The 23,766-nt window shown below is 54.6% G+C and carries 20 protein-coding genes and 1 pseudogene; 1 reads left to right on the forward strand and 20 read right to left on the reverse strand.

Features of this window, described 5'->3' with window-relative positions; translation table 11 throughout:
• Window positions 1-50: 50 nt before the first annotated feature.
• The 7 genes and pseudogenes from BCM02_RS18095 to BCM02_RS18125 all read right to left on the reverse strand — a co-directional run bounded on the left by BCM02_RS18095 (window position 51) and on the right by BCM02_RS18125 (window position 7,006).
• Window positions 51-1,077 (reverse strand): annotated as a pseudogene (locus BCM02_RS18095) (FecCD family ABC transporter permease).
• 11 nt (window positions 1,078-1,088) lie between these two features.
• On the reverse strand, window positions 1,089-2,054 hold the full coding sequence (locus tag BCM02_RS18100; RefSeq protein WP_148930591.1) for a FecCD family ABC transporter permease: 966 nt from the start codon (window positions 2,052-2,054) through the stop codon (window positions 1,089-1,091).
• Window positions 2,055-2,406: 352 nt separating this feature from the next.
• Window positions 2,407-3,780, reverse strand: coding sequence for an FAD-binding oxidoreductase (locus BCM02_RS18105; RefSeq protein ID WP_148930511.1), 1,374 nt, complete (start codon window positions 3,778-3,780; stop codon window positions 2,407-2,409).
• Between the two features lie 268 nt (window positions 3,781-4,048).
• Window positions 4,049-5,008, reverse strand: coding sequence for a stalk domain-containing protein (locus BCM02_RS18110; RefSeq protein ID WP_187434281.1), 960 nt, complete (start codon window positions 5,006-5,008; stop codon window positions 4,049-4,051).
• Window positions 5,009-5,211: 203 nt separating this feature from the next.
• Entirely contained in the window at window positions 5,212-5,922 is a 711-nt protein-coding gene (locus BCM02_RS18115) for an SDR family oxidoreductase (protein WP_148930513.1), read from the reverse strand.
• A gap of 64 nt (window positions 5,923-5,986) precedes the next feature.
• Window positions 5,987-6,568: a TetR/AcrR family transcriptional regulator gene (locus tag BCM02_RS18120; protein ID WP_148930514.1), complete on the reverse strand. Its 582-nt coding sequence runs from the start codon at window positions 6,566-6,568 to the stop codon at window positions 5,987-5,989.
• A 75-nt stretch (window positions 6,569-6,643) separates the two neighbouring features.
• Window positions 6,644-7,006 (reverse strand): DoxX family protein, encoded by a 363-nt coding sequence (locus BCM02_RS18125; RefSeq protein WP_148930515.1) that lies wholly within the window; start codon window positions 7,004-7,006, stop codon window positions 6,644-6,646.
• 139 nt (window positions 7,007-7,145) lie between these two features.
• Between BCM02_RS18125 and BCM02_RS18130 the strand changes: the two genes are divergently transcribed.
• Window positions 7,146-7,562: a VOC family protein gene (locus tag BCM02_RS18130; protein WP_148930516.1), complete on the forward strand. Its 417-nt coding sequence runs from the start codon at window positions 7,146-7,148 to the stop codon at window positions 7,560-7,562.
• 74 nt (window positions 7,563-7,636) lie between these two features.
• On the opposite strand, the gene BCM02_RS18135 is transcribed toward BCM02_RS18130, so the two are convergent.
• The 13 genes from BCM02_RS18135 to BCM02_RS18195 all read right to left on the reverse strand — a co-directional run bounded on the left by BCM02_RS18135 (window position 7,637) and on the right by BCM02_RS18195 (window position 23,718).
• Window positions 7,637-8,506 carry a nicotianamine synthase family protein gene (locus tag BCM02_RS18135; RefSeq protein WP_187434282.1) on the reverse strand — a complete coding sequence of 290 codons (870 nt, stop codon included), beginning with the start codon at window positions 8,504-8,506 and terminating at the stop codon, window positions 7,637-7,639.
• A 235-nt stretch (window positions 8,507-8,741) separates the two neighbouring features.
• Entirely contained in the window at window positions 8,742-9,602 is an 861-nt protein-coding gene (locus BCM02_RS18140; protein ID WP_246183436.1) for a sensor histidine kinase, read from the reverse strand.
• A gap of 105 nt (window positions 9,603-9,707) precedes the next feature.
• Window positions 9,708-10,469, reverse strand: a complete 762-nt coding sequence (locus BCM02_RS18145) for an ABC transporter permease (protein ID WP_148930518.1) — start codon at window positions 10,467-10,469, stop codon at window positions 9,708-9,710.
• Entirely contained in the window at window positions 10,462-11,385 is a 924-nt protein-coding gene (locus BCM02_RS18150) for an ATP-binding cassette domain-containing protein (RefSeq protein ID WP_148930519.1), read from the reverse strand. The genes BCM02_RS18145 and BCM02_RS18150 overlap by 8 nt, the downstream gene beginning before the upstream one ends.
• Window positions 11,386-11,465: 80 nt before the next feature.
• On the reverse strand, window positions 11,466-12,158 hold the full coding sequence (locus tag BCM02_RS18155) for a response regulator transcription factor (protein ID WP_148930520.1): 693 nt from the start codon (window positions 12,156-12,158) through the stop codon (window positions 11,466-11,468).
• A 234-nt stretch (window positions 12,159-12,392) separates the two neighbouring features.
• Window positions 12,393-12,878: a hypothetical protein gene (locus tag BCM02_RS18160; protein ID WP_148930521.1), complete on the reverse strand. Its 486-nt coding sequence runs from the start codon at window positions 12,876-12,878 to the stop codon at window positions 12,393-12,395.
• Between the two features lie 274 nt (window positions 12,879-13,152).
• Entirely contained in the window at window positions 13,153-14,373 is a 1,221-nt protein-coding gene (locus BCM02_RS18165) for an MFS transporter (RefSeq protein ID WP_148930522.1), read from the reverse strand.
• 3 nt (window positions 14,374-14,376) lie between these two features.
• The gene (gene ebgA, locus BCM02_RS18170) at window positions 14,377-17,508 is read right to left on the reverse strand and encodes a beta-galactosidase subunit alpha (RefSeq protein ID WP_148930523.1); all 3,132 of its coding nucleotides are present in this window, start codon (window positions 17,506-17,508) and stop codon (window positions 14,377-14,379) included.
• 42 nt (window positions 17,509-17,550) lie between these two features.
• On the reverse strand, window positions 17,551-18,363 hold the full coding sequence (locus tag BCM02_RS18175; RefSeq protein ID WP_148930524.1) for a carbohydrate ABC transporter permease: 813 nt from the start codon (window positions 18,361-18,363) through the stop codon (window positions 17,551-17,553).
• The gene (locus tag BCM02_RS18180; protein WP_148930525.1) at window positions 18,360-19,349 is read right to left on the reverse strand and encodes a carbohydrate ABC transporter permease; all 990 of its coding nucleotides are present in this window, start codon (window positions 19,347-19,349) and stop codon (window positions 18,360-18,362) included. Before BCM02_RS18180 ends, BCM02_RS18175 begins: the two co-directional genes overlap by 4 nt.
• 31 nt (window positions 19,350-19,380) lie before the next feature.
• The gene (locus BCM02_RS18185; protein WP_148930526.1) at window positions 19,381-20,661 is read right to left on the reverse strand and encodes an ABC transporter substrate-binding protein; all 1,281 of its coding nucleotides are present in this window, start codon (window positions 20,659-20,661) and stop codon (window positions 19,381-19,383) included.
• Window positions 20,662-20,777: 116 nt separating this feature from the next.
• Entirely contained in the window at window positions 20,778-21,995 is a 1,218-nt protein-coding gene (locus BCM02_RS18190) for a response regulator transcription factor (protein WP_148930527.1), read from the reverse strand.
• On the reverse strand, window positions 21,955-23,718 hold the full coding sequence (locus tag BCM02_RS18195; RefSeq protein ID WP_148930528.1) for a cache domain-containing sensor histidine kinase: 1,764 nt from the start codon (window positions 23,716-23,718) through the stop codon (window positions 21,955-21,957). Before BCM02_RS18195 ends, BCM02_RS18190 begins: the two co-directional genes overlap by 41 nt.
• Between the last annotated feature and the right edge of the window lie 48 nt (window positions 23,719-23,766).

Below are 23,766 nucleotides of genomic sequence, written 5' to 3' on the forward strand. Positions count from 1 at the left end.
TCCTTTCATGACTTTCTCGTTATTCGGTCCCATACATGAACAGACTCGCATTAGTTGCGCGACCGGGCCAGCAAGTAGAGGAAATACGGCGCGCCGATCACCGCGACCACGATGCCGGCGGGGATCTCCGACGGCTGCAAAATCCGGCGCCCGACGGTATCCGCCGTCAGCACCAGCAGCGCCCCGATAAGCGCGGCCGCCGGCACCGCCGACTGGTGTCTTGGTCCCGTCAGCCGGCGGGCGAGATGGGGCGCGATCAGGCCAACGAAGCCGATGCCGCCGCTTACGGCGACACAGGAACCGGACAGCCCGACGGCGGCAGCCAGGAGCAGAAGCTGCTCCTTCGGCAACCGCACGCCAAGCCCGTTCGCCACGCTATCCCCCATATTCATCACATTCAGCGTCTGCGCTTTATAGAAGACAACCGGCAGAAGGATGACGATAAACGGGAGCACGGCCAGCACGAACTTCCAGTTCGTCCCCCCAAATGCTGCCCGCCATCCACGAGGCGGCGAATTGGTATTTGTCCGGGCTGATGCGCAGCATAAGTACGAGCGTCGCGGCGCTAATGCCCGCCGCCACGGCCACGCCCGTCAGCAGCAGTCGCACCGGGAGGATGCCCCTGTGCCGCTTGTACGACAACATGAAGATGAGCGCCGCGGTCGTGCCCGCCCCCAGCCATGCCAGCAGCGGCAGCGCGAACACCGGGGCCGCCGTCGTCGAGGGATAGAGGGCGACGAATAGCAGCACGGCCAGTCCCGCGCCGGCGTTAATGCCAAGAATGCCGGGATCGGCGAGCTCGTTGCGCGACAAGCCCTGCAGCACGCAGCCCGCCACCGCAAGACCCGAGCCGACCAATACGGCAATGACGATGCGCGGCAGTCGAAAATCGAACAGCACCAGCTGTTCTTGCCTCGTTCCGCCCCCGACCAACGTGCGCAGCAGATCCATTGGCGACAGCCGGATATACCCCGTATTCATGCTGATCATGAACATGAGGAGGATAAGCAGCGCCAGAGCGGTTATCGCCGCAATCGTTCGTTTGCGCCTTCGGTCGAACTTAACCGGGAACGGCATCGCGTTCGTTCTCACAGTTCCTTCGTCTCCTTCCTGGCCAAGAAGAGGAAGAAAGGCACGCCGAGCAGCGCGATGACGGCGCCCGTCGGCGTCTCGTACGGCGGGTCCACCATTCTCGCGGCCAAATCCGCGAAGACGACGAGCAGGGCGCCGAGCACGGCCGAGCACGAAATAATCCAGCGGTAATCGACGCCGACGAGGCGCCGCGCCGCGTAGCGCACGAGCAGACCGACGAATCCGACCGCGCCGACGACCGAGACGGCTGCGCCGGCCAGGACGAGGACGACCGCCGCGCCCGCCGCCTTGACCGCGCCGGTGCGAAGGCCGAGCCCTCTGGCGATGTCTTCGCCAAGACTGAGCATCGTAATCGACCGTCCCAGCGCGATCGCCCCGATGAGCGCGGCCGCGATCCATGGGGACACGGCCTCGAGCTGATCCCGCTTGATGCCCGCAATGCCGCCCGCAAACCAGAAGGCCAAATCTTGTCCGATATTAAAATACAGCGAGATGCCTTCGCCGAGCGCCGAGAACAGCGCGGTTAGCGCCGCGCCGGCGCCGAGGAATGGGGCCAGCATGACGTACATGTAGGGCAGCGCGGGAAAAAAAGCAAAGCAAAGCGCGACCGCGAGCCCGGCTCCGGCATGCAGACCGAGCAGGCTGGAATCCGCCAGCGGATTGCGCGTCATCCCCTGCATGATCGCCCCGGCCACCGCGAGACTCGCGCCGATGATCGCCCCGCCGACTACGCGCGGAAGGCGAAGTTCCTGGATAATTTGATGTTGCGTTACATCGGCATCGTAACGGAGGATCGCTTCCCAGACGGCGGCGAAACGGATATCCGCGGCGCCGAATGAGACGGAGAGGGCTATCCCGATGGCCAAAGCCGCCAAGCCCCCGGCAAGAATGAGCGTCGCCGCCAGCGGCCGCGAGCGCATCCGCGGCTCTTGGACGGCGGCTTCCGTGCTTACCAACTTCATCACGACTAAACCACCTTTGATCGATATAGGACAAGAAAGCCGAGGCGGGCCCCAGCCTTCTTAAGTTCGAATCGAACTTGAGACCGTGCGCCTTGCCGTTCATCACGGCAGGAAGCGAATTCCATACTGGCCCCGCGATCATGTCCGCGAACAACTCGCTCATCTTCGCCGGCTGTTGGAATCCGAAGGGTCTTGAAACATCCTGATTGTAGCAGATTTAATTGAGAATGAAAATCATTATTATTTATAATACAAGAAAATGGATAAACGCCAACCTAACCATCCTCATGTAATGAACCGAATACCACGCCCGAGCGGACGTGGTTGTTCGCGATGTTATTCGACCTTCGGACTAACAGCCGCAAGCCGGCTTCTTCTTCGCCTTGCATGCCGGCGGAATGCTTTGCGGATTGTTGAACACATTGCGCGGGTCGTATTTCGCTTTTATTTTCCGAAGACGCGCATAGTTCGATCCATAGTAGACCGGACCGGAATGTTTGATCCCTTGATCCGGGACATTGATATACGAACCGACGATATAAGGCTGCAGTTTCTTGCGCGTACGGCGAACGACGGCGATATTGGCGGCGGCATCGGACTTCTTGATCCACGAGCTGTTCCACTCGACGTAAAATTTCGCGTCGCGCCAGAAGAACGCGGTGGACTTCGGCGAGACGCGGCTTACCGCCCCGCCCCAGTTCAGGAAGAAGAAGCCCGCGAACTCCCCTTCCACCTTCTCCAAAAATTCGCGCATGGACTTGAACGCCTTATCGGGGAACGGTTGTTTGGCGTAGCCGGAAGAGAATTGGTTGCTGTACCGCTGGGTGAGCACGGGATCCGGAGGCAGCAGGAATTTCACCGCTTCCGCGTAAGGCAGCATGCGGATGATTTTGCTTGTCGGCGTTCCAACGCTCGTGATCGGCTTTAACAAACGCATGGTTTCCGTTTTGGATCCGAGGAACAATCCTTCCATGGAGACGTTGCCGCCTTTTTTCGGACCGATGGACAACTCGCTGCCCAGCTTCGTATTCACGGAAGGCGCCCATTGCTGCCAAGCTTTAAGTACCGCTTCGAATTGCTCCCATGGCCAGGTGATGCGATATACGGTCGCTTCGGCCGGCGCGCGGTGCGCTTTCAGCTTGTATTTGGTATAGATGCCGAAATTGCCGCCCCCGCCCCCGCGGGAAGCCCACAGCAGATCGGCATTGCGCTTCCGGTTCGCGCGAATGACGCGCCCCTTCGCATCGACCATCTCGAGTCCGACCAAATTATCGCACATGAGGCCGATCGTTCGTTGTAGCGGTCCGATGCCTCCGCCTAGCGTAATTCCTCCGATTCCTACGGAAGGACTATCGCCGAATGGCGCCATATAGCCTTGCCGCGCAAGCGTATTCACGATTCTGCCTACGTTATTACCCGTCCCGACGACGACCGTGCCTTTCTTCTTATTCAGCTTGATCTTCTTAAGCTCGCTGACGTCGATGACGATGCCTCCGTCGACTTGGGACAAATTCACTTCCAGCGCATGCCGTCCGCTTCTCGGCCGAATCGGAACCTTATGCTTGCGCGCCCATCGGATCGCATTGGCCACATCTTGCGTACACTTCGCAAAAACGAATACTTTAGGGAATCTGTTCGTATGGGGATCCCAATTTTTACGCGCCGCCTCATAACCCGAATCACCCTTGAAAATCACTCGCCCGGTAAGCCCCGTAGATGCTTTCACCGACCCAACTCCCTCTCGCGCAAATGATAGTTGCCATGCAAGGCGTGGAACGCTATATCGTATGTCGTATATTTGCGCAAGGCATGGGCCGAGGCCAATATTCTGAAATTTCTTGAGCGGATGCTCCAACTTCCCCAAGATAACTCGAAACCGTTATGCTATCGAGGTTGCCGAATCGATAGAAGCCGTCGTCAAGCGGCTCTTGTCCGACGGGATGACGGGAAAAAGGAGCAGCATGCCTCGCGGCAGCCGCTCCTTCATGGTTGGTCTATTCTTTAGCCGTAAATACTTCCGTGAAAAATTGCCCGTTAGTCACATTAATGACGGTCAGGCTCACTTGATTCATGCCTAGCGTCAATTGCACCAAATACTTCGATCCGTCCTTCGTGATTTCGGTCGATCCCGATCCTGATGCGGTTATATTCACATCGGCGGCGAGATTAAATAAACCGGTCGTAGTCTCATTGTCGTAGACAAGCTTTGCCGCACTGCCATTGAAAGAAAGCGTCAACGAACGTTTGTCGTTCTTCCATTTTCCTTGAAAATCTTTTACGTCGCCGGCATACGTTCCGCCGCTTGGATTAGCGGAACCGGTATTCCCGCTAGCGGGCAAAGGGGTGCTCCCTTTTAAGTTTCCGGTATACACATGTTTCGTTGCTTCGTTCATAATCGTGATCAATAGAGCACCATCGCCGTTCGCGTTCAAGGCGATCATATATGTATTGCCATTATGGGAAGCCTGCCCACTTGGAAAACCCGCTCCGTTATCATCCAATGTAAACTTCATACCATTAAACTCCGCTTTTGCCGTGGATTTCAACTCCACGTTTGTTCTAGAAGCAGAGACGAAATCCAGTTTGGCCGTTAGATCCGTATTGCTCCATTCGCCATCAAACTTGTCCCAATCGGAAGCTTCGATATTCGGTTTGGTTTCGGTCTGCTTTACAGGCGTGCTTGGAGTAATAATCTGGATCGTTTGCGTTTTATTGTCCCAGACTACGTTAGCGCCGAACTCTTCTGCGACAAAACGGGCTGGCACATAGGTAGCATTGTTATAAGTTAGCACCGAGTAGCCTTTGTCGAGTTTTTTCTCTACTCCGTTGAATTTAAACACGATCTCGTTTTTCAAAAAAGCCGTAATCGCCGCGCCCTCAGAAGCGGCTACCGCGCCAGCGCCGGTTATCATCGATCCTAACAAAGCTCCGATTGCCAATTGCTTGTACTTCATTCGTTCCATCTACTCCTTTTAATTAAAAATGAACTGCCTGGAATTAGACGGATTACAAAAGGGAAATGTTGCTAAGTTTTCCTTATTTATTTGAATTAAACCTATCCTCGCGAGGCCAACTAGCCATCGCATGTAAAAACGCAGCCGTTTACATCGGCTGCGTTCGTTCTCTTTGGAAGCGGAGCGTTATTGACCTAGGCAGCTCACCAAGGCAGCGGTTCTTGTTTGTGAAACAGGCCTCCCGTAGGCCCATCGCCAGGAAGCGTGGCCAAGTAGACCGCCGTCTCCGCCCCTTCGTGAATTTCCATGACGGCGCCGCTTCCGCCCATGTCTGTTTTGACCCATCCCGGGTGACAGGCATTGACCTTAATCGGGGTATCCCCTAATTGAATGGATAGCTGGGCAGTCCAGGCGTTCATCGCTGCTTTGGATGCTGTATATCCGGGAGCGGAAGCCTTGCCATACATGTCGTTCCCAAGAATCGTTCCGACCGAGCCGAGTATGCTGGATTGATTCACGATTCGCCCTTCGGGGCTCGCTTTCAACAAATGCAACAGCGAGTCGGTCAGCGCGTAGGCGCCGAAAAAGTTCGTGTCGAAGCTGCGCCGCATCATATCGACGTCCGTCCCTTCATGATCCAAGTAAATCCCCGCATTGTTCACGAGCACGTCCAGCTTGCCATATTCCTTCTCGATTCGATCTGCCGCGTATGCGATATGCTGCCGATTCGTCACGTCCAGCTCCATCGGATAAGCCTGGATTCGCTCGGCCTGCAGCTTCGCGGCCGCCTCTTCCGCCTTCGGCAAACTTCGGGCTCCCACCAACACGATCATCCCTTGCTTCCCCAACTGACGCGCGATTTCAAGACCGATCCCTTTGTTTGCGCCCGTAATTAATGCGATTTTGTCGTTCATCCTTAACGCCTCCATTTTCGTCATTTCATTATGTACCAATCAGTACATAATGGGTAAAAAAAACTTACTCCAATAGAGTAAGAATTTCCGCTGCAGCATGCTCCACTCGCGCCGGATCGGGCTTCGTCTTCATCGTTACGGATAATCCAATCGCGGATAATGTCAACACGCGCGCGATCGATGAAGCGTTCAGTTGTTTGGGTAATTCGCCGGATTGAATGCCGTGATCAATCGTTCTCTGGAACAGTTCGGTTAATCGAGCTTGAAAATCGCCGGTTATGTCCGCGAAAACGGGGTCATGCGGCGCCAATTCGACCATCGTATTGACGCAAAGACATCCGAAATCCGGGTTGCTGCCGCCTGCTCCATGGATAACGCCTTGAAAATACGCAAGCATGGACTTCTTCACGGAAGGATCGCTGCGAAGTTGGTTCTCGATATACGTAAGGCTCGACTGCACATAAGCCTTCAGCGCGGCTTCGAACAACTCCCTCTTCCCGCCGAACGTCGCATACAGACTTGGACGTTGAATGTTCATACGCTGCGTAAGATCGCTAAGGGACGCGGCTTCATATCCTTTCTCCCAAAAAACTTGCATGGCCGCGGCTAGCGCGATCCGTTCATCGAATTCCTTAGGCCGAACCATCGTGCATCCACTCTTTCTATACCGATCAGTACATAATGATTGTATTTGATTGCCAACTCGTTCGTCAAGTTAATTCTACAAATTGGACAGTTCGTCCGCATATAACAATACGACGGCAATTGCGATCACTAGATTCAACAAGGCCGGAATCATCTTCGCGATCGGATGTTTGACTCTGAGATGCGAGAGAAGCGCCGCCAGCATCATGATGCCGATAAATATCGCGGACCATGCCGCAACTTCCGGATACCAGTAGCCGATCAGAAGTCCGATACAGCCGGCGATTTGGACGCAGCCCGTGAAGACGCGGAACCATTGAGGCAGTTTAATCGACTCGAAGAGTTCGACCTGATGCTGCGCGCCCGCGATCTTGCTTCCGCCAAAGAAACCCATCGAGAAAAGCAGCCAGCCTTGAAGAATGACAGTTAAAATATACATGCGAATCCCTCTTCCTTAACCGTTATTATCGGACACCTTTTGGTGTCCTATTCATCATATAATACGTTATCGTTTCTTGTAAAGCGATTTATTCGCTGTCTTTGGCGATATGTTAGAATTTAGATGGAGGTGGAACATAATGAAGATTGTAAAACTAGAAGGCATCACGCTGATCGCCGAAGATGTTGCCCGATTGGCCCGGTTTTACCGGGAAGTGTTGGGATTTGCGATTGTTGTTGAGGAGGAGCATTACGTCGAATTCAACAATACAGGCGTAAGATTGGCTTTATGCTCGAAATCGCTTATGGCGGAGAATACCAACGGCTGCTCGTCATATACGGAGAGTCGTAAAGGACAAGCCGTCGAGCTGAATTTCCAATGTGAATCACCGGATGAAGTGTACGCCTTGTACGATGAATTCGTTTCGAAGGGAGCGCTTGACGTCACGGCGCCGCAAGTCAAGGAATGGGGTCATACAACCGGTTTCTTCGGCGATCCCGAGGGCAATATTCATTCGATTTTCGCGGTGAATCCCATCGGGTTCATCTCCCCTTAGGTCATTCGCCAAAGCAAGAAGTCCACGAAATGAATCGTGGACTTCAATGTATTGCGCGCGAAATGCGAGGATCTTTACTCACGCTGCTCCATAAATAAAGTGGAGTTGATCACGAGACTTCCTTCGGTAGACGTTCTCCCCATAAGGACCCATCCGAGTTGGTCCAATTGTTCTTCGTCGACTGATTCGTAGATGAGCTGCCGCATGCCTTCCGCCGTACGCACTGCAACTAACGGGTCATGAGCGGTGCGTTTAATTTGTTTGAGCACGGCCGCTTTATTCGAGACCAGACTAGCGACGAATACTCTTCGAAACGCACGATAATGGAATGTCTCGCCATTTTCGTGCAAAACCTTCACTTTATTCTCTAACCCCAGGCGCTGCAGCAATTCACGGGAGGCGTTGTAAGCCACGTCATCCATTTCTAGACAGATCACATCTACATCCGTGTAAAGATGAATAAGGATGGCGCTGAGCGGCATCGGTCCGCTTCCGACAAAAACGATCGGCGTTCGGATTAATTCCTGCCGGGTATACTTGCGAATGAATTGAATTTCCTGACCGACAAGCGTCTCATAGACCCCCCAGCTGGGTAACCGGGTCATCCTATCCAGACTTAATGAATGGGATTGGCACAATTGCCGGGAATAGAAGAGTTCGGAGTGCCTTTCACATTCGGACAACTTGGCCAGCAAGCGGGGATGTAACGGTTGAATCTGCCGATTCCCTAAGACGGCCTGTATCTCATCCGGCGAGAACTGGAGCGTGACTTGCTGCTTTAGACGTTCGATCAGAGTGGTCACTTTAACGTTCGCCGGCGTTAAGTCATGTTCCCTCTCGAGAAGTTCAACCACTTCAAGTATATATGTAATGAAGTTCGCCACAAGCTGATCGCTTGTTTCTCCGCCAACGCAATCAACAGATATGGACAGATCACGATCCAAACGTATGCCTCCTCTCGACTCACGCGCATCTATCCTTATTACTATATTCAACGGGACCTGTTCTAGACGAGATTAGGTGTCGGAATATCCCTGGCGCCACGTGTAACGACTAGCCCTCGAAAAAATCAAAAACCATCCCAACGGGTCATGTTGGGATGGTTGCTCGTCGAATATGTTATCCCGTGCGCCAAGTTAAGCGGATGGCTCGCATTATCGGCGGTTCGCGCATGATCGTCTACTCGACATGGGATCTCCGAATCCTGACGTATTCAACAGGGTTGGTCGCTTCTTTCCAGCGACAGACGAGCGTCAACTTGTCACCGCGCAATTCGGCGGTCAGCGTGCCGCCCATGCTGCTCATCAGACTTTTGGCGATCGGAAGGCCAAGCCCGGAAGTTTGGGCGGAACGGGCACGGTCTGCCGTGTAGAACCGATCGAACAAGAGGTTGACATCGCTTCCGGCCAATTCTTTCGCTTCGTTACTGATCGTCAAGTCCACGGTGTCCCGCTGTCGTTCTAACCGGATTTGCACCTCGCCGGCCGCATACTTCACCGTGTTGACGAGCAAGTTCTCAATCACTCTCCGCACAGCCGATTCGTCGGCGTAGATGGACACATTTTCCTCCGGGAGGCGTAGGTCGGGCATAAGGCCGCGTTCGTTGAACGAATCGTAAAATCCGACCAAAACGTCGGAGATCAGTGCGGTCAACCCAAGCTTTTCGTTCTTAAGCGGGTAATCCATCGATTCGATCACGGAAAGCTCAAAAAAATCGTTGACCAACGACTGTAAGCGTTTGGTCCGATTTTTAACGGTCGTGACGTATTCGCGTTTCTCTTCCGGCGTTAGGGCTTCTGTCTCCAACAGTTGGATAAAGCCGAGAATCGAGGTTAGCGGCGTACGGATGTCATGTGACATGTTCACGACCGCCTGCCGAAATTCGTTCTCGATTCGCTTGCGACGCGCTTCTGCTTCGACGATTGCATGCGACTGACGATTAATTTGTTCAGCAAGCGCTTCGAGCTTGAGGTCGATTAGAGCGACATCGATTTTTTTACCCGTTACGCCTTCGTTATAGCTGCGCAATTGCTCCGTCATTCGACCCAGCTCTCGTCTTAGCATTAATAACCGGACAAGCAGGAGAACTGCCGCCGCCAGCGATAAGATCGTTAGAACGAGCAGCAATCTCCCCACTCCCCTCGCTTATTTAATATCCTTGCGGCGAAAAACTACGATACCGAGCATCGCGCACACGGCAATCGTCAGCAACGGCACAAGCAGAAGCGCGGGCATATCGCCGCGATCGATGCTAGGTTTGCCGATCTCCCCGATCAGCTTGAAGATGGAATAATCGTATACCTTCCCGAAAAATTCGACCTTCGAACCTATCCCGGAGAGCACGATATCGATCATCAGAAAGAAGATCATCGACACCCCGATCGTTTTGCCGCTGTCCGTCAGGATGACGGCGAACAGCGCCCCGATGGCCGCGAAAGCGGCCGTATACAGCAGCGTCAGCCCAAGAACTCTAGGAATGAACCACTCGGAACTCCCTTCGGGCAGGTGACCAAAGCCTGAAAGCAGCGTGACTTCCACCGTGCTGACGATCGGAAAAACGAGCGAAACCAACATGACGCCGATCGCGAATCCGGTTAGCTTGGCCGTATACAATCGCCCTCTTGTATTGCCCGACGAAGCAATCGTCTTCATCACGCCTGTCGCATACTCGTTGGAAATGAAAAATCCAGCCAACGCCGCTGCGCCGAATTTGATCGCGTAGGCATTGCTTGCAATAAAGGTCACCAAAAATTCGGCTCCCGTGAATTGCGGCTCTCCGCTGGATTGATGATCCACATAATACATGATGGGGTAGGCAAGCGAGAGTGCGGTAAGCGCGATCAACAACGTCCAGAACGATCTGTTCTTGCGGAGCTTGAACAACTCGACCGCAATCAAATTATACATGCGGATCCCCTCCGATCCGCTTCGTGAAATAGCGCTCCAAGTCTTCGCCCATTGGCATGAACTTCTCAATCTCCAAGCCCGCGGAGAATAGCGCGGATGATATTTTACTTGGCTGCTCCGCATAGTTATACAGTTTGATGGCTCCATCCTGCATCACTTCAAAGTCCGCAGTGTCCAATTCATGCTGAATAACGGCTGTTGCCTTGTCCGAATCATTCGCTTTGATATACACGTACTGCCGGCACTTCCCGTCCAACTCTGTGGCTGTGAGCTGCTCCAGCAGCCGGCCGCGATGGATAATGCCATAATGACTTGCCATCAGATGCAGCTCGCTGAGGATATGGCTTGAGATTAAGATCGTAATGCCCAGCTCCCGATTTAACGTCTTGAGCAGCTCCCGCATTTCAATAACGCCCATCGGGTCCAATCCATTGGTCGGCTCATCCAGAATCAGAAATTCCGGATCGCCTAGCAAGGCGATCGCCAAGCCTAGCCGCTGCTTCATGCCGAGCGAGAAATGTTTCGCTTTTTTCTTGCCGGTACCTTGCAGACCGACCTGCTTCAGCATTCGGGGCACGCAGTCTTGGCCGGGAATGCCGCGCAGAATCCGGTTCGCTTCCAGATTCTCGCCGGCCGTCATATGCGGGAACAAGGCAGGACTCTCGATGCTAGAGCCGATTCGTTTGCGCGCCTGGATTAACGCCTTCTCTTCGCTGGAGCCAAACAGCTCAATCGATCCCGCGGTCGGAAAGGCAAGTCCCGTCACCAGGCGGATCAAGGTGGATTTTCCCGCTCCGTTCTGCCCGATGAACCCGTAAATCGAGCCTCTGCGAATGGACAAATTCACGTTGTCCAGCGCTCTATGGCCCCTGAACGTTTTGGATAACTGATTGGTTCTTAATACATAATCCTGCAATTTCTTGGCCTCCTTCATGTGATAGACCAAGTATAGAAACCAAAACATAAGCAGGACTAAAGCTAAGCCTTAAGAATGTCTTAAGGCTTTAGCCGATAGCCCATGCCCCATACCGTCTCGATAAAATCGCTTCCCGGCGCAGCCTTTGACAGCTTGCTTCGCAAATTGCTCACATGAACATTGATGATATTGTCTTCGCCGTAGAATGGCTCCCGCCATACGCTTTCGTAAAGATTGGATTTCGTGAAAACTTTCTTCGGCGCCGACAAGAGCAACGAAAGAATCTCGAATTCACGTGCGGTAAGCGTCAGCTTAGCCCCTTCCGCCGTTACCGTCATAGCGTCTCGATCAAGGACAAGCCCCCTATGCCGAAGCATAGCAGGCATAGCCGGCTGCGCGATTCGCGCATACAGGCGAAGCTGAGAATCGATTCGCGCGGATACTTCCTCGACATCGAATGGTTTCGTAATGAAATCGTCCGCTCCCGCGCGCAAGGCAGACACCTTGGTCATGGGCTCGCTGCGGGCGGATATGATAATAACCGGCATATCGTCAATTCTGTCTATCCGATTGAGAAGCTCATCTCCCGTCATTCCCGGCAGCATCAGATCGAGCAGCAGCATGCTCCATTGACGCTGTTCCAGGTAGAGCAGCGCCTCCGTCCCGGAGTAGGCGGGCTGAGGAATATAACCGCTTTTCTTCATCATGCCGCACAGCAATCGACTGATGTCACTATCGTCCTCGGCTACGAGAATATGGATCGGATTGTTCATTCGTTCTCCTTTGCGTTCGAAGAAAAAACATATACAACGATATTACCATCCAGCTATCACGACTTCCAGAATATTGTTGCAAGGGAAAGGCAATAAGCAAGATATCGCTTACTAAGAAGCGCTGCGCCACTCCGGACAGCTTCATGCGCGAGCGCTCGCTAGCTCATCCAAGCCATCCACCAAATAATAAAACGCAACCTTGATCAGGTTGCGTTGGGGGTCTTGTTTAGTCGTCTAAACGGAAACATACCGAATCAAACCTAGAATCGCGAAGCCGAACAGAACCGTGCCCGTCCCAATCCCCGTGATCGCGCTGGTCGCAACCTGAAGCTTAGGCGCGATGAATATCGCAACGATCGATATGGCGACGAGAAGGGCAGCCAGTACGTAAAGGCTAGGATCGTCAAACACGCTAGCCAAACTTATAAAATGGATGCCGACGATAAACGCAATCCAAGGGGCGACATACTCTTTTTCTTTTTTTCTGATCAAGATAAAAGCGCCTATGCCTGCCAGAAGAAATTCGATATTCACGGTGAACACATACGACGTAAATGACGCGTTGTCGGATAAGACCGACGGTTCGTTCCAACTCTGAATACTTAAATATACGCCCAGCAAGCAGACGAGAAGCGCAATTCCGGAGGCGATCCCCATATAGAGGCGCCAGTTGGCTCTTGGCTTCTCCTGTGCCCAGCCGAACCAGCAAAAGCTGAACATGCCGAGGATCCGAGAAACCTGTTTATCAACAGCTTTTCGAGAAAATCAGCGCTCAAATTCTTAAAGGGGAGCTGGGAAGCTTCAAAAACGCAATGAGATGATTGTGGAGCAGATGACGATCGACATCTCCTATTACAAATCCTTTGGCCTTACCTTAGAAGAAGTGTATGAGCTCACGAAAGAAGTTTATGAATGACAAAAACCGTCACCGCCTATGCGGTGACGGTTTTTGGGCTATGGAGCTCGGAGCGTCGTACTTCGCACAATACTCGTCCTAATCCAGAAGCGGGCGAACCCACCGCATATAACAGATTAATCCGACGCCCAGCACGACCGCGGTGAATAGGAAAGGCATCTGATAGTCTGCGCCGGCCAAGATCCATCCCGCCGCAAAAGCGGTGATCGAGGAGCCTACGCTGCGGAATACGGAGCGCATCCCTGCGAAGAGGTTCCGCTCCTTTTCTTGGAGCGAGGACATCAGCTGACTGTCCACTAAATTGGAGAGCATCGTTACGGCACCTCCGCGTATGAGGAACAGGACCGTGAACAGCCATACCGGCATGAGCGAGAAGAGCGCGGCGAAGAGCGCGATGTTAAGCAGAAAAACGGAAATAATCGCGCGATGCGGCCCGAATCGCTCCATTATATAGGGCGTCAACAAGGAACTCGCGAAGAGGAAGATGCCGGCCACGGCGAGCAGCAGGGATACGTTGTCATCCGGCCAGTCTAACCGGAACTTGACGATAACGTTCAAGTAAGACCCCGTAATGGCAATCGCGCCTCCGAGTAAAGCCAGCAGCAGCGCGAACAGCCACATTTTCGCGCTGGGCAGCTTCTGCTTCCAATCCGACAACCGTTCTTGGGTTCGAATGGCTCTTGGTTCGTCCGCCGTCCGCGTGCCGCCGCACTCCGCAGGCAGGACGAGACCGCGGATAACGCCATGCAGGATGAACACCAGACCCGCCAGGAGCAGCGCCGTCCGATAGCCATCTCCATCCCCCGACCCGCTTGGCAAATATCCCGCGATTAACGTCCCGGCTCCGGTGAATGCCGTGAAGACGGCGAACATGAGCGAGAAGGCGCGAACCTCGTCCCTGCGCGACGCGCAATAATGGAACAGAAGCTGCACTTCCGTCGTCTCGACGAGCGTTAATCCGATCGAGACCAGCATTTGCGCCACGTAGAAATAAGCGATCGCTTCCGTGAACGCATACAGGATATTACCTGCCGCAATAAACAGAATGCCCGTCACGAGCAGTTTTTTGCGGCCGAATCGATTGGCTAGCAGGGACACGGGGATCGCTAACAAGCCCATGACGAGGATACCTGCCGATACCAACGCGCCTACCTGGTCTTCCTTCAACCCTTTGGCCAACAGGTGCAAATTAAGCACAAGCGAGTACAAGCCGATCCCAATCCCGTATAACGCTTCGGTGATGAGGAAGCGGCGCACCCCTCCGGGCAGACGCCATAATCCTCTTAAATAGTCGGACATCTCCTACTCCTCTCCTTGCGTGGAAAGGCTCGCTTCCCGTCTCATCTGATGACAGAGACGCTCCGGAGCGGCATCCTCGGAAAGGTAAGGCTTCATCAGCATCCGGAAACGGAATTCCTCCGACGTCACGGCGCAATCCGGCGCTTGCGCCGGCCCGCAGCTGTTGCTGCCAAGACCGTTCTGGCGGTAGTCCAAATTCAGCGTAATAAAGTCTCGGGGCACGAGATCGCTCGCATGCTTGGCCGCTTCCAGATCCGCATCCGTGTAACGACGGGCGCTGAACTCCAGCGTCGGCATGCCTGCGGCCAGAAGCCCGATCCCGCTGCCGTCCGTGACGGATACCCAGCGGACATCCGTTCGATTGCCGTTCTCTTGCGGATAAATATACGAAGTGAACAGTTCATCCACCGACTTGCGGTATACGCCGAAGCGTCCCGCTTCTTTGCTGTCGGCATAGTTCTCGCCCGGTCCGCGGCCGTACCATCGCACATCGTCCATCTCGGCCGGAAGCTCCAATTGGAGTCCGATCTTAGGCAGCATCGCAGGCGGCTTGCCTTCCGGCACGCCGTGAACGTCAATCGTGATTAAACCTGAGCTTGTAACGGTGTACGTCGTCTCGCATCGGAAGCCCCACTCAAATACCGGCGGCGCAATGCGAGAGGCCCATGTGATCCGGACGGTCCCTTCATCCACCCGCTCCCAGCGGCAGACATCGATACGTTCGGACAGCTTATCGAGATGCGCCTTGCGCCAATCCGGCAGCACATACATATCATTGTCGATCGGAGCCCGCCAGAAGTTAAGATGCGGCCCTCGGCGCAGCAGCTCTTGACCGTTGATCCGCAGCGAGCCGATCCCTGGCTGCCGGGCATCGAATGCCATGCGGAACAAATCGTTCTCCAGGACAAGCTGGCGTCCTTCTTCCCTGCAGGACAGACTCCGAACAGGCAGAATTACGGCCGCTGACTCGTCTTGGTCTCCATGCGCCGCCGCTTCAAGCGCAAGCTGCGCCCATGCCACCTCATGCCCCCGCTCGCCCCAATTACAATCCGCGGCCAGGGAGAAGCCGATGTTCAACCATCGCTCCGCCTCGTTCTCTGCCCCCGGAAGCCGTACATCCGACCGTACCGGGACGTCGAGCTCCGCGCTTTCGCCCGGGCCGATCGGAGGCAGCGTCAGGACGCCGCTCTGGACCGTGCGTCCGTCTGCCGTCACGCTCCAATCCGCATAGAGGTGATCCAGCGAGATGAAATCATACCGGTTCGTTACGCGGATACGATGCCCGTGTATAGATTCGATCCTGACCGGCTCGATAATTTTCTTATATTCAATAAGTCCCGGCGACGGCGTTCGATCCGGACGGATCAGGCCGTCGATGACGAAATTGCCGTTGTTCGGTTCATCGCCATAGTCGCCGCCGTACGCGTAATCGACCTTGCCGCCCGCCGTCTTTCGGCGAATGCCGTGGTCGATCCATTCCCAGACGAAGCCGCCCTGCAATCTGCGATACGCGTCGAAAGTGTCGAAGTACGGCTTGAGTCCTCCCGGACCGTTCCCCATCGCATGCGCGAATTCGCACAGAATGTGCGGCTTGGGATGATCGGCCAGCTGCCCGAAGCCTGTCATCTTCTCCACGGAAGAATACATCGTGCTGACCACGTCGCATACTTCCGATTCCCGGTCTTCTTCATAATGGATGAGCCTGGTGGGATCGGTCTGCTTGCACCATGCCGACATGGCCCTGAAGTTGCAGCCGAAGCCGGACTCGTTGCCCAGCGACCAGAACAGAATCGAGGGATGATTCTTGTCGCGCTCGACCATGCGGCGAACCCGGTCGACGTAGGCTTCCTGCCAGGCGGGATCGTCGCTTAACCGGGAGATGTTGCCCAGCAGCTCGAAGCCATGGGTTTCCAAATCCGTCTCTTCCATGACATATAAGCCGTATTCATCGCAAAGATCATAGAACCGCGGGTCGTTCGGATAATGCGCCGTCCGGACCGCATTGATGTTATGTTGCTTCATCATGACGACGTCTTGCATCATCGTGGACAGCGTCACGGCACGTCCCGTATCCGGGTGATGGTCATGACGATTGACGCCTTTGAGCAAAATCGCGCGGCCATTGACGAGGAATTGGCCGTCCTTCACTTCGATCTTGCGGAAGCCCACCCGCTGCGCCACCGTCTCCACGACGCGGCCATGTTGATCCGCTACGCTGATCGTCAGATGATACAAGGTCGGCGATTCCGCGCTCCACAGCGCGGGCTTCGTCACCGGTATCGCGAATACAACGGTCGCGCGATGGTCAGCATCCGAGACGATCCCGCTAACCGCCGAAGCGATAAGCTTGCCTTCCTGATCCAACAAATGCAGGCCGACTTCCCCTTGCGGATGCTCTCCGACCAGCTCTGCCTTCACCGCTAGCGTGGCATCGCAATAGCGCGCATCCAGTTCCGTCACGATCCGGTAGTCCGCGATACGGACCGACGACGGTTCCGAAATTAAATACACATCCCGAAAAATACCGCTCAGATACCACATATCCTGATCTTCCAAGTACGTGCCGTCCGACCATTGATATACCCGGACCGCCATTCGATTGATACCGGGTTTCACATACGGCGTTAAATCAAACTCCGACGTCAAGCGGCTTCCCTGGCTGTATCCGACGAAGGCGCCGTTCACCCACACATGGAACGCGCTGTCGACGCCGTCGAACTTGACCGCTACCGTCCGGCCATCCCAATGCGGCGGAAGCTCGAACTCCCGCACATAACTGCCTGTCGGATTATCATTCGGCACATGCGGCGGATCGACGGGGAACGGATAATAGAGGTCCGTATAATGCGGATGCCCGTACCCTTTCAGCTGCCAGTGGCTCGGCACTTGAATGTCATCCCAACTTGAAGAATCATAGCGTTCTTCAAAGAAATCCTCCGGCGCCCACTCCGGTCCTTGCGCGTAATGAAACTTCCAGACGCCATTCAACGATTTGAACCATGGGGAGCTTCCCCGGTCATAGCTCAGAGCGCCGGCGCGGTCGGAATAGGGGATGAAATAAGCCCGGCTCTTCACGCGGTTGCGCTCCAGCACCGCAAGATTATCCCAATCTCGTTCTACGCTCTCGTTTCTCATGATGACTTCTCCTCTCCTATCGCTTGCATTCTCTCTAACGAACTAACCTTTAATTCCGGTATTCGCGATCCCGCCGACAATGTACCGCTGCGCGAAGAAGAACACCGCGAGCGGCGGAATCGAGATCAAGCACGTAATCGCCATAATGGACTGCATATCGACGCCGAACATGCCCTTGAATTGCGACAATCCGAGCGTCAGCGTGTACTTCGATTGGTCATTGAGGAAAATAAGCGGTCCCAAGTAATCGTTCCAGCAGCTCATCACTTGAAACACGCCGACCAGGATGAGCGAAGGGCCCATCAGCGGGACGATGATGCGCGCCAGAATGCCGAACTTGCTCGCGCCGTCAATGGTCGCCGCTTCGTCCAGCTCGCGCGGCAGGGTCAGGATAAACTGTCTGAGCAGGAAGATGTAGTATGCCGACCCGAACCACGATGGCACGATAAGCGGTTTGAGCGTATTGATCCAGCCGAGATAGTTGAACTCCATATACTGCGGAATCATCGTCACTTCCCAAGGGATCATCATCGTCGCGAGCACGACGAGGAACAGCGCGTTACGTCCCTTGAATTCAAATCTGGCGAACCCGTACGCCACAAGGGTACAGGATACCAGCTGGCCAATGGTCGACAGCAGCGTGACGATGAGCGTGTTTTTCAGAAACAAGGTGAAGGGCTGGATCGTCCAAGCTTCCGCGAAGTTGCTGAATTGCCAGGTCGTCGGAATCCATTTGGGCGGGAACAGATACAGCTCCGACGGCGACTTGAGCGCCGTCGTCACCGCCCAGAACAACGGCGCGGCGAACAGCAGCGAGATGAAGATCAACAGCGCATACACAAGGAGTCTCTTCATGCCGATTTCACCTTCCCGCCGGACTTGGATTTCTTCTGCGGTTTGCGTTTCATTTCGCCTTCATAGAACACCCAAGCCTCGGATGACTTGAAGACGAGGAAGGTCAAGGCGAGCACGATCAGGAACATGAACCAGGCGTTGGCCGCGGAATAGCCCATCTTGTAATATTTGAATGCGTTCTCATACATGTACATCGCATAGAAGTACGTCGCTTTCATCGGACCGCCGCCCGTTAGCAGCAAGGCGAGCGTCAGCTGCTGGAAGGCCGCGATAATCGACGTAATCAGATTGAACAGAATCGTCGGGCTCAGCATCGGAATCGTCACGCTGAAGAACTGCCGGATCGCGCCCGCCCCGTCGATGGACGCCGATTCGTATAGATCCTTCGGGATCCCTTTCAGCCCCGCGAGGAAGACGAGCATCATCGAGCCCTGTCCCCATAGACTGGCGACAACCATCGCAACCAGCGACCACTTCGTATCGTTCAACCAATCCGGCCCCTGCACGCCTATGATCGACAGAAAATAGTTCAAGATACCGTAATCGCCGCTGTACACCCAAGACCAGATCATCGCCAGCGCCACGCCGGAAATAACGGAGGGCAGATAGAACGCGGTGCGGAAAATCGCGCTGCCTCGCGTGCCCTGATTGAGCAGAATGGCAAGCCCCAGCGCAACGACGATGTTGAGCGGGACGAACAAGGCGGCGAACTTGAGCGTGACGCCGAACGACTTCCAGAACAACGGATCATCCGTAAACATCGACGCATAGTTGCCCAATCCGATGAAATGCACCTGTCCCACGATGGGCCAGTCAAAGAACGAGATGACGAGCGAGAACAACAACGGACCTAGCGTGAAAACGAGGAATCCGAAGATCCAAGGGAAAATGAAGAGGTAGGGGACAGCCCCGCCCCATCTGCGTCTTCTGCCAAGCGTGAAGCTGGCCGCGTTGTTCCCTGCTGTCTGCCGGTAGGTCTGAGCCATCTCCTAACCTTCTTTCTACGAACTGTAATTGTTATTTCAAGTAACGCTCGCTATCTTTCACCGCTTGGTTCAACGCGTCCTGCGCCTTACTGCCGTGCACGACCGCTTCGACCGCCGCGGACAGCTGCCGATTGATTTCGTTCCACTTCGCATTCAGCAGGAAAGCCGGCGTATTATCCGAGCGCTCCAGCATCGTGTAGTACGGCTTATACAGCGGATCCTGGTCCTTCTTCAGCTCGTTGACCACGCTTACGCGGACGGGCAGATCGGCTACTCGCATCTTGATCGCTTCATTGGACACGTAGTATTTGATAAATTCCCAAGCCAGCTCCTTCTGCTTCGAATCCTTGGCAATGGACAGCGCGGATTCGGCCACGACGCCTTTGACCGGCTTGCCTTGGAAAGCCGGCATCTCGACGGTGCCGACGTCGATGCCGGCTTGCTTGAACGATTCCAGCGGCCATATACCGCTTTCCCACATGGCGATTTTGCCGCCTTTGAAAATATCTTCGCCGCTCTGCTGGCCTTTGCCGCCGGTCAGAACCGCCGATCCGTCCTTCAGCATATCGCCGAACAATTGGATGGCGTCCGCCGTTTCCTTGCTGTTCATGAAGCCGTCGATCGTCTTGCCGTCTGCGGAGATATACGAGCCGCCGTTGCTCCATACGAAACCTTGCAGGTCATACGTGTCGTTCTCGGCGCGAACGCCGAAGCCGTACTGTTTCTTGGAAGGATCCGTCAACTTCTTGGCGGCATTCCGGAAGTCATCCCATGTCCATCCGTCCTTCGGATAAGGCACATTCGCCGCATCGAACAGCTTCTTGTTGTAATAGACGACGCGCGTCGTGAAGCCGGCCGGGATGCCGTACAGATTGCCGTCGATGGTCGCGTAGTTGAACAGCCCGCTGTAGAAATCGTCCTTGTTCAGTTCCTGATCGCCGTCCGCGTAGCTATTCAGCGGCTCCAGCGACCGGTGATAAGTCGGGAAGTCCCACATGTACATGACATCCGGCGGATTCGTCGCGCCGAAGCCGGCAGCCATCTTCTGGTCAAATCCGTCCGCATAAGCTTCTACCTGGACCTTCGTGCCCGGATGAGCGGCCTCGAACTTCTTCGCGATATCCTGCTCGATCTTGAGCGCGTCTCCCGTGTCCCACGTAGCGAAACGAAGCGTCTTCGTTTCCGCGGAACGATTGCCGCCCGAAGGTTGCCCTACATTACCGTTCGCGCCTTCATTATTGCCGCTGCACGCCGTAAGCGCAGACATCGCCATTACCGTTGTCAGAAGGATAAACGTGCTTTTCTTTTTCATCTCTGGCAGCTCCCCTATCAGTGAGATACATAATAATTGAACCGCTTTCATCATAACGAAAATGAAAGCGGTTCAAAACGGATAGCTATTTGGAGTATTGTGCGTATTTGTTCGATTCACGCATCGGGGTGGTCTTCTGTTAGAGGCGCGTCGTCTTTTTGTCGGGCGCGGTAGCTGCTCGGCGTGATCCCCGTGCAGCGCTTGAACCATTTGCTGAAATATTTGCTGTCGCCAAGCCCAGTCCGTTCGGCAATCTCTTGCATGGTCAGATTCGTATCCTTCAATAACCCATAAGACAGTTTGAGCTTCCGTTTATATTGGAACGCGACGAAGCTGTCTCCCACCGCTTTCTTGAACAGAATCGAGAAATGGCTTCGGCTAAGGCCCACCTGCCTGGCGACGTCGCTCACGGACCATTCCGCGGCCGGGTTGTCGTGGAGCAGTTTGACGGCGCGCCAAATCGCCTCCGGCCAATCCGTCGCGGATACGTTGTACGCTCTCTCCAACTCGGCTTCCTTATGCAGCGAAACCCAAGCTTCAAGCCATTGTTCCGTATTCGGAAGCGGTCCTCTTCTGGCCCATTGCAGCTTTGCCGCTTCGCTTTTCTTCTCGACCAGCAGACTATCCATCGCGCTCGTATGCGATTCCGGTACTATACAGTAGCAGCGCTCGTCCCCGTAAGGAATAACCGCTCCCGTGCCCAGTTGATGGGCATCATCGCTGCCTGGCTTCACAAGTTCCGGCCAAGACATGTCGCAGCCCGCGGTCTTGACCAGATACAGACAGACCGGCGCTCCCTGGAAGGACCAGGCGTCGCGCGCCAGCTTCTCTAATTCGCCTCTGAATTTATCGTGATGGCCGTTCAGCCAAGCGTACAGCAGCGTGCTGATCCGCTCTCCTGAATCGTCCGCATCGTCCACGGGAGCGGGCGGCTCCGACGCCGCCATGAGCTCGCTTCGAAACTTCTCCAGCATCTCCTCCAGCTCTTCATCCTCGAAGGCGGTTTTGAGCAAGTAGCCGGAGGCGCCCAATTTGATGCCTTGCTGCGCATAGTCGAAATCCCGGTGGCAGCTAAGCAGAATGATTTTCGTCGCGGGCGCGGTCTCTTTCACTTTCCGCGACAATTCAATGCCATCCATCTCCGGCATGACGATATCCGTTATGACGACCTGAGGCCGATGCTCCAGGAAGGCGTCCCACGCCTTGCGGCCGTTGGGCGCGTCCGCGACCACTTCCATGCCGTATTTCGCCCAAGGGATGGTCGAACGGAGTCCTTTGCGGACGATGCTCTCGTCATCTGCGATTAATACCTTGATCGTCTTCGTTGTTGTCATGCGGATTCTCCTCCCTCTTGGGCCATTCGATTAGAATCGTCGTCCCTTCCCCTTGAACCGATTGGACGCTTAATCCATACTGCTGGCCAAAATGCAGCTTGAATTTTTGATCCGCGTTTTGCACGCCGAGTCCTCCCCTTCCCTTAGACTTTGACAGATCGGGCAGAAGCAGGCGCTCTAATTTATGTGCCGGAATGCCCGCCCCGTTATCGGATAGCGTCAGCAGCAGATGATTGCCCGCCTCGCGAATCGTTAATCGAATCTCGCCTTCGCCATCCTCGAATCCGTGGAAGAAAATATTTTCGAATAGCGGCTGCAGCGTCATGCGAGGAATCAGATAGCGCTTCAACTGCTCTTCGCATTCGAGTTTATACATGAACGTGTCGCCATGGCGGATCTCTTGAATCTTCAAAAAATGCTCGATGATGCGCAGCTCGCGTCCGATCGGGATCAGCTCCTGCGAGATGTCCAAATTCCCCTCGAGCAGCACCGTCAGATGGTACAGCATGCGGCGGATATCCTCCGCGCCGGCGAGCTTGGCCTTCCACTGAATCGAATTCAACGTATTGAACAACAAATGGGGATTAATCTGGTAATGGAACGCCTTGAGCTCCGCTTCCTTCTTCAGCCGCTCGCTCCGCTCGATCTCGCCGATCAACGTCTGCACGCCGCCCACCATATTGTTGAAGCTGATATCCAGGCTGCCCAGCTCGTCCTTCGCTTCAACCGGCGTCCGCGTATGCAGTTTGCCGAAGCTCACCTTCTGCATCGCCTCCTTGAGCCGGCGAATCCGAGCCGTGAACCGGTTCGCGAACAAGTAGGCTAGGCCTAAGGCGAGTAGACTGGAGATCAAAGCCACAAGCATCGTATTCGATCTTATTATGCCGGATGAACGATAGAACGAGACGGCAGGCAATCTGGCCTCGATGCTCCACCCGTTCAACGCGATCGTCCGGTTCCAGACGATATCGCTGCTTTGCGGCGCGAAGGCCTCCGTCGTTTCGTAGATGACTCGGCTCTTGGGATCGCGTATACGGAGGTGCGCTTTCGTATCCTGCTCGAACAGCCGGAACATATGAAGCAGCTCCTCGGCGTTCTCTTCGATCAGAATTTTGCTGCCCCGCAGCGCGCCGTACGGGTTATTAATCGGGACCGCCAAACCGAGCACGGGAATGCCGGTATCCGCGACAATCCGCATGCCGTGATTCTGGGGATAGAACCCCAGCCAATAGTTGCCCGCGAGCGATTGCGACATCGCCTGCCATGCAGGGATTCGGTCCAGCTTGGAAACATCGAGATCGTTCTCTCCGTAATAATAACCGGTGCGCGTAATAATGTAGATGTCGATCGTCCGATCATTCTTAAGCGCTTTCAAGAACGATTCCAAATCATTCTTATCCATGATATCTTCATAGGTCGTGGGCGCCCGTTCCCCGAGATCCGCCCGCGCAGGATCAAGCAAATAAGCGTAGATCGTCTCCGTCGTCTGATTCATCCGATTCAAATACGCGCTCGTCTGCTGCTCCAATTGCGCGACGGCGTTCTCGCCGTATTTGCCAAACTGGGAGTTAATGACTTTCGCGGATTGGTAATAGGACAAGGCGCCAAGGGATAATAGCGGAATAAGCGTCACAAGGAGAAAACAGAAGAGCATCTTCGTGCGGATGCTCCGGTAAGAGCCTGATAGAAGGCGGTTATGCAGCAGCTTGCGTAAATGTCCCATCTTTGGTTGCCCCTCCATGCTCGACAAAATCATAAGCATTGTAGCATG

Origin of the sequence: Paenibacillus methanolicus, assembly GCF_008124765.1 — a bacterium.
GTDB classification, from domain to species: domain Bacteria; phylum Bacillota; class Bacilli; order Paenibacillales; family Paenibacillaceae; genus Paenibacillus_Z; species Paenibacillus_Z methanolicus.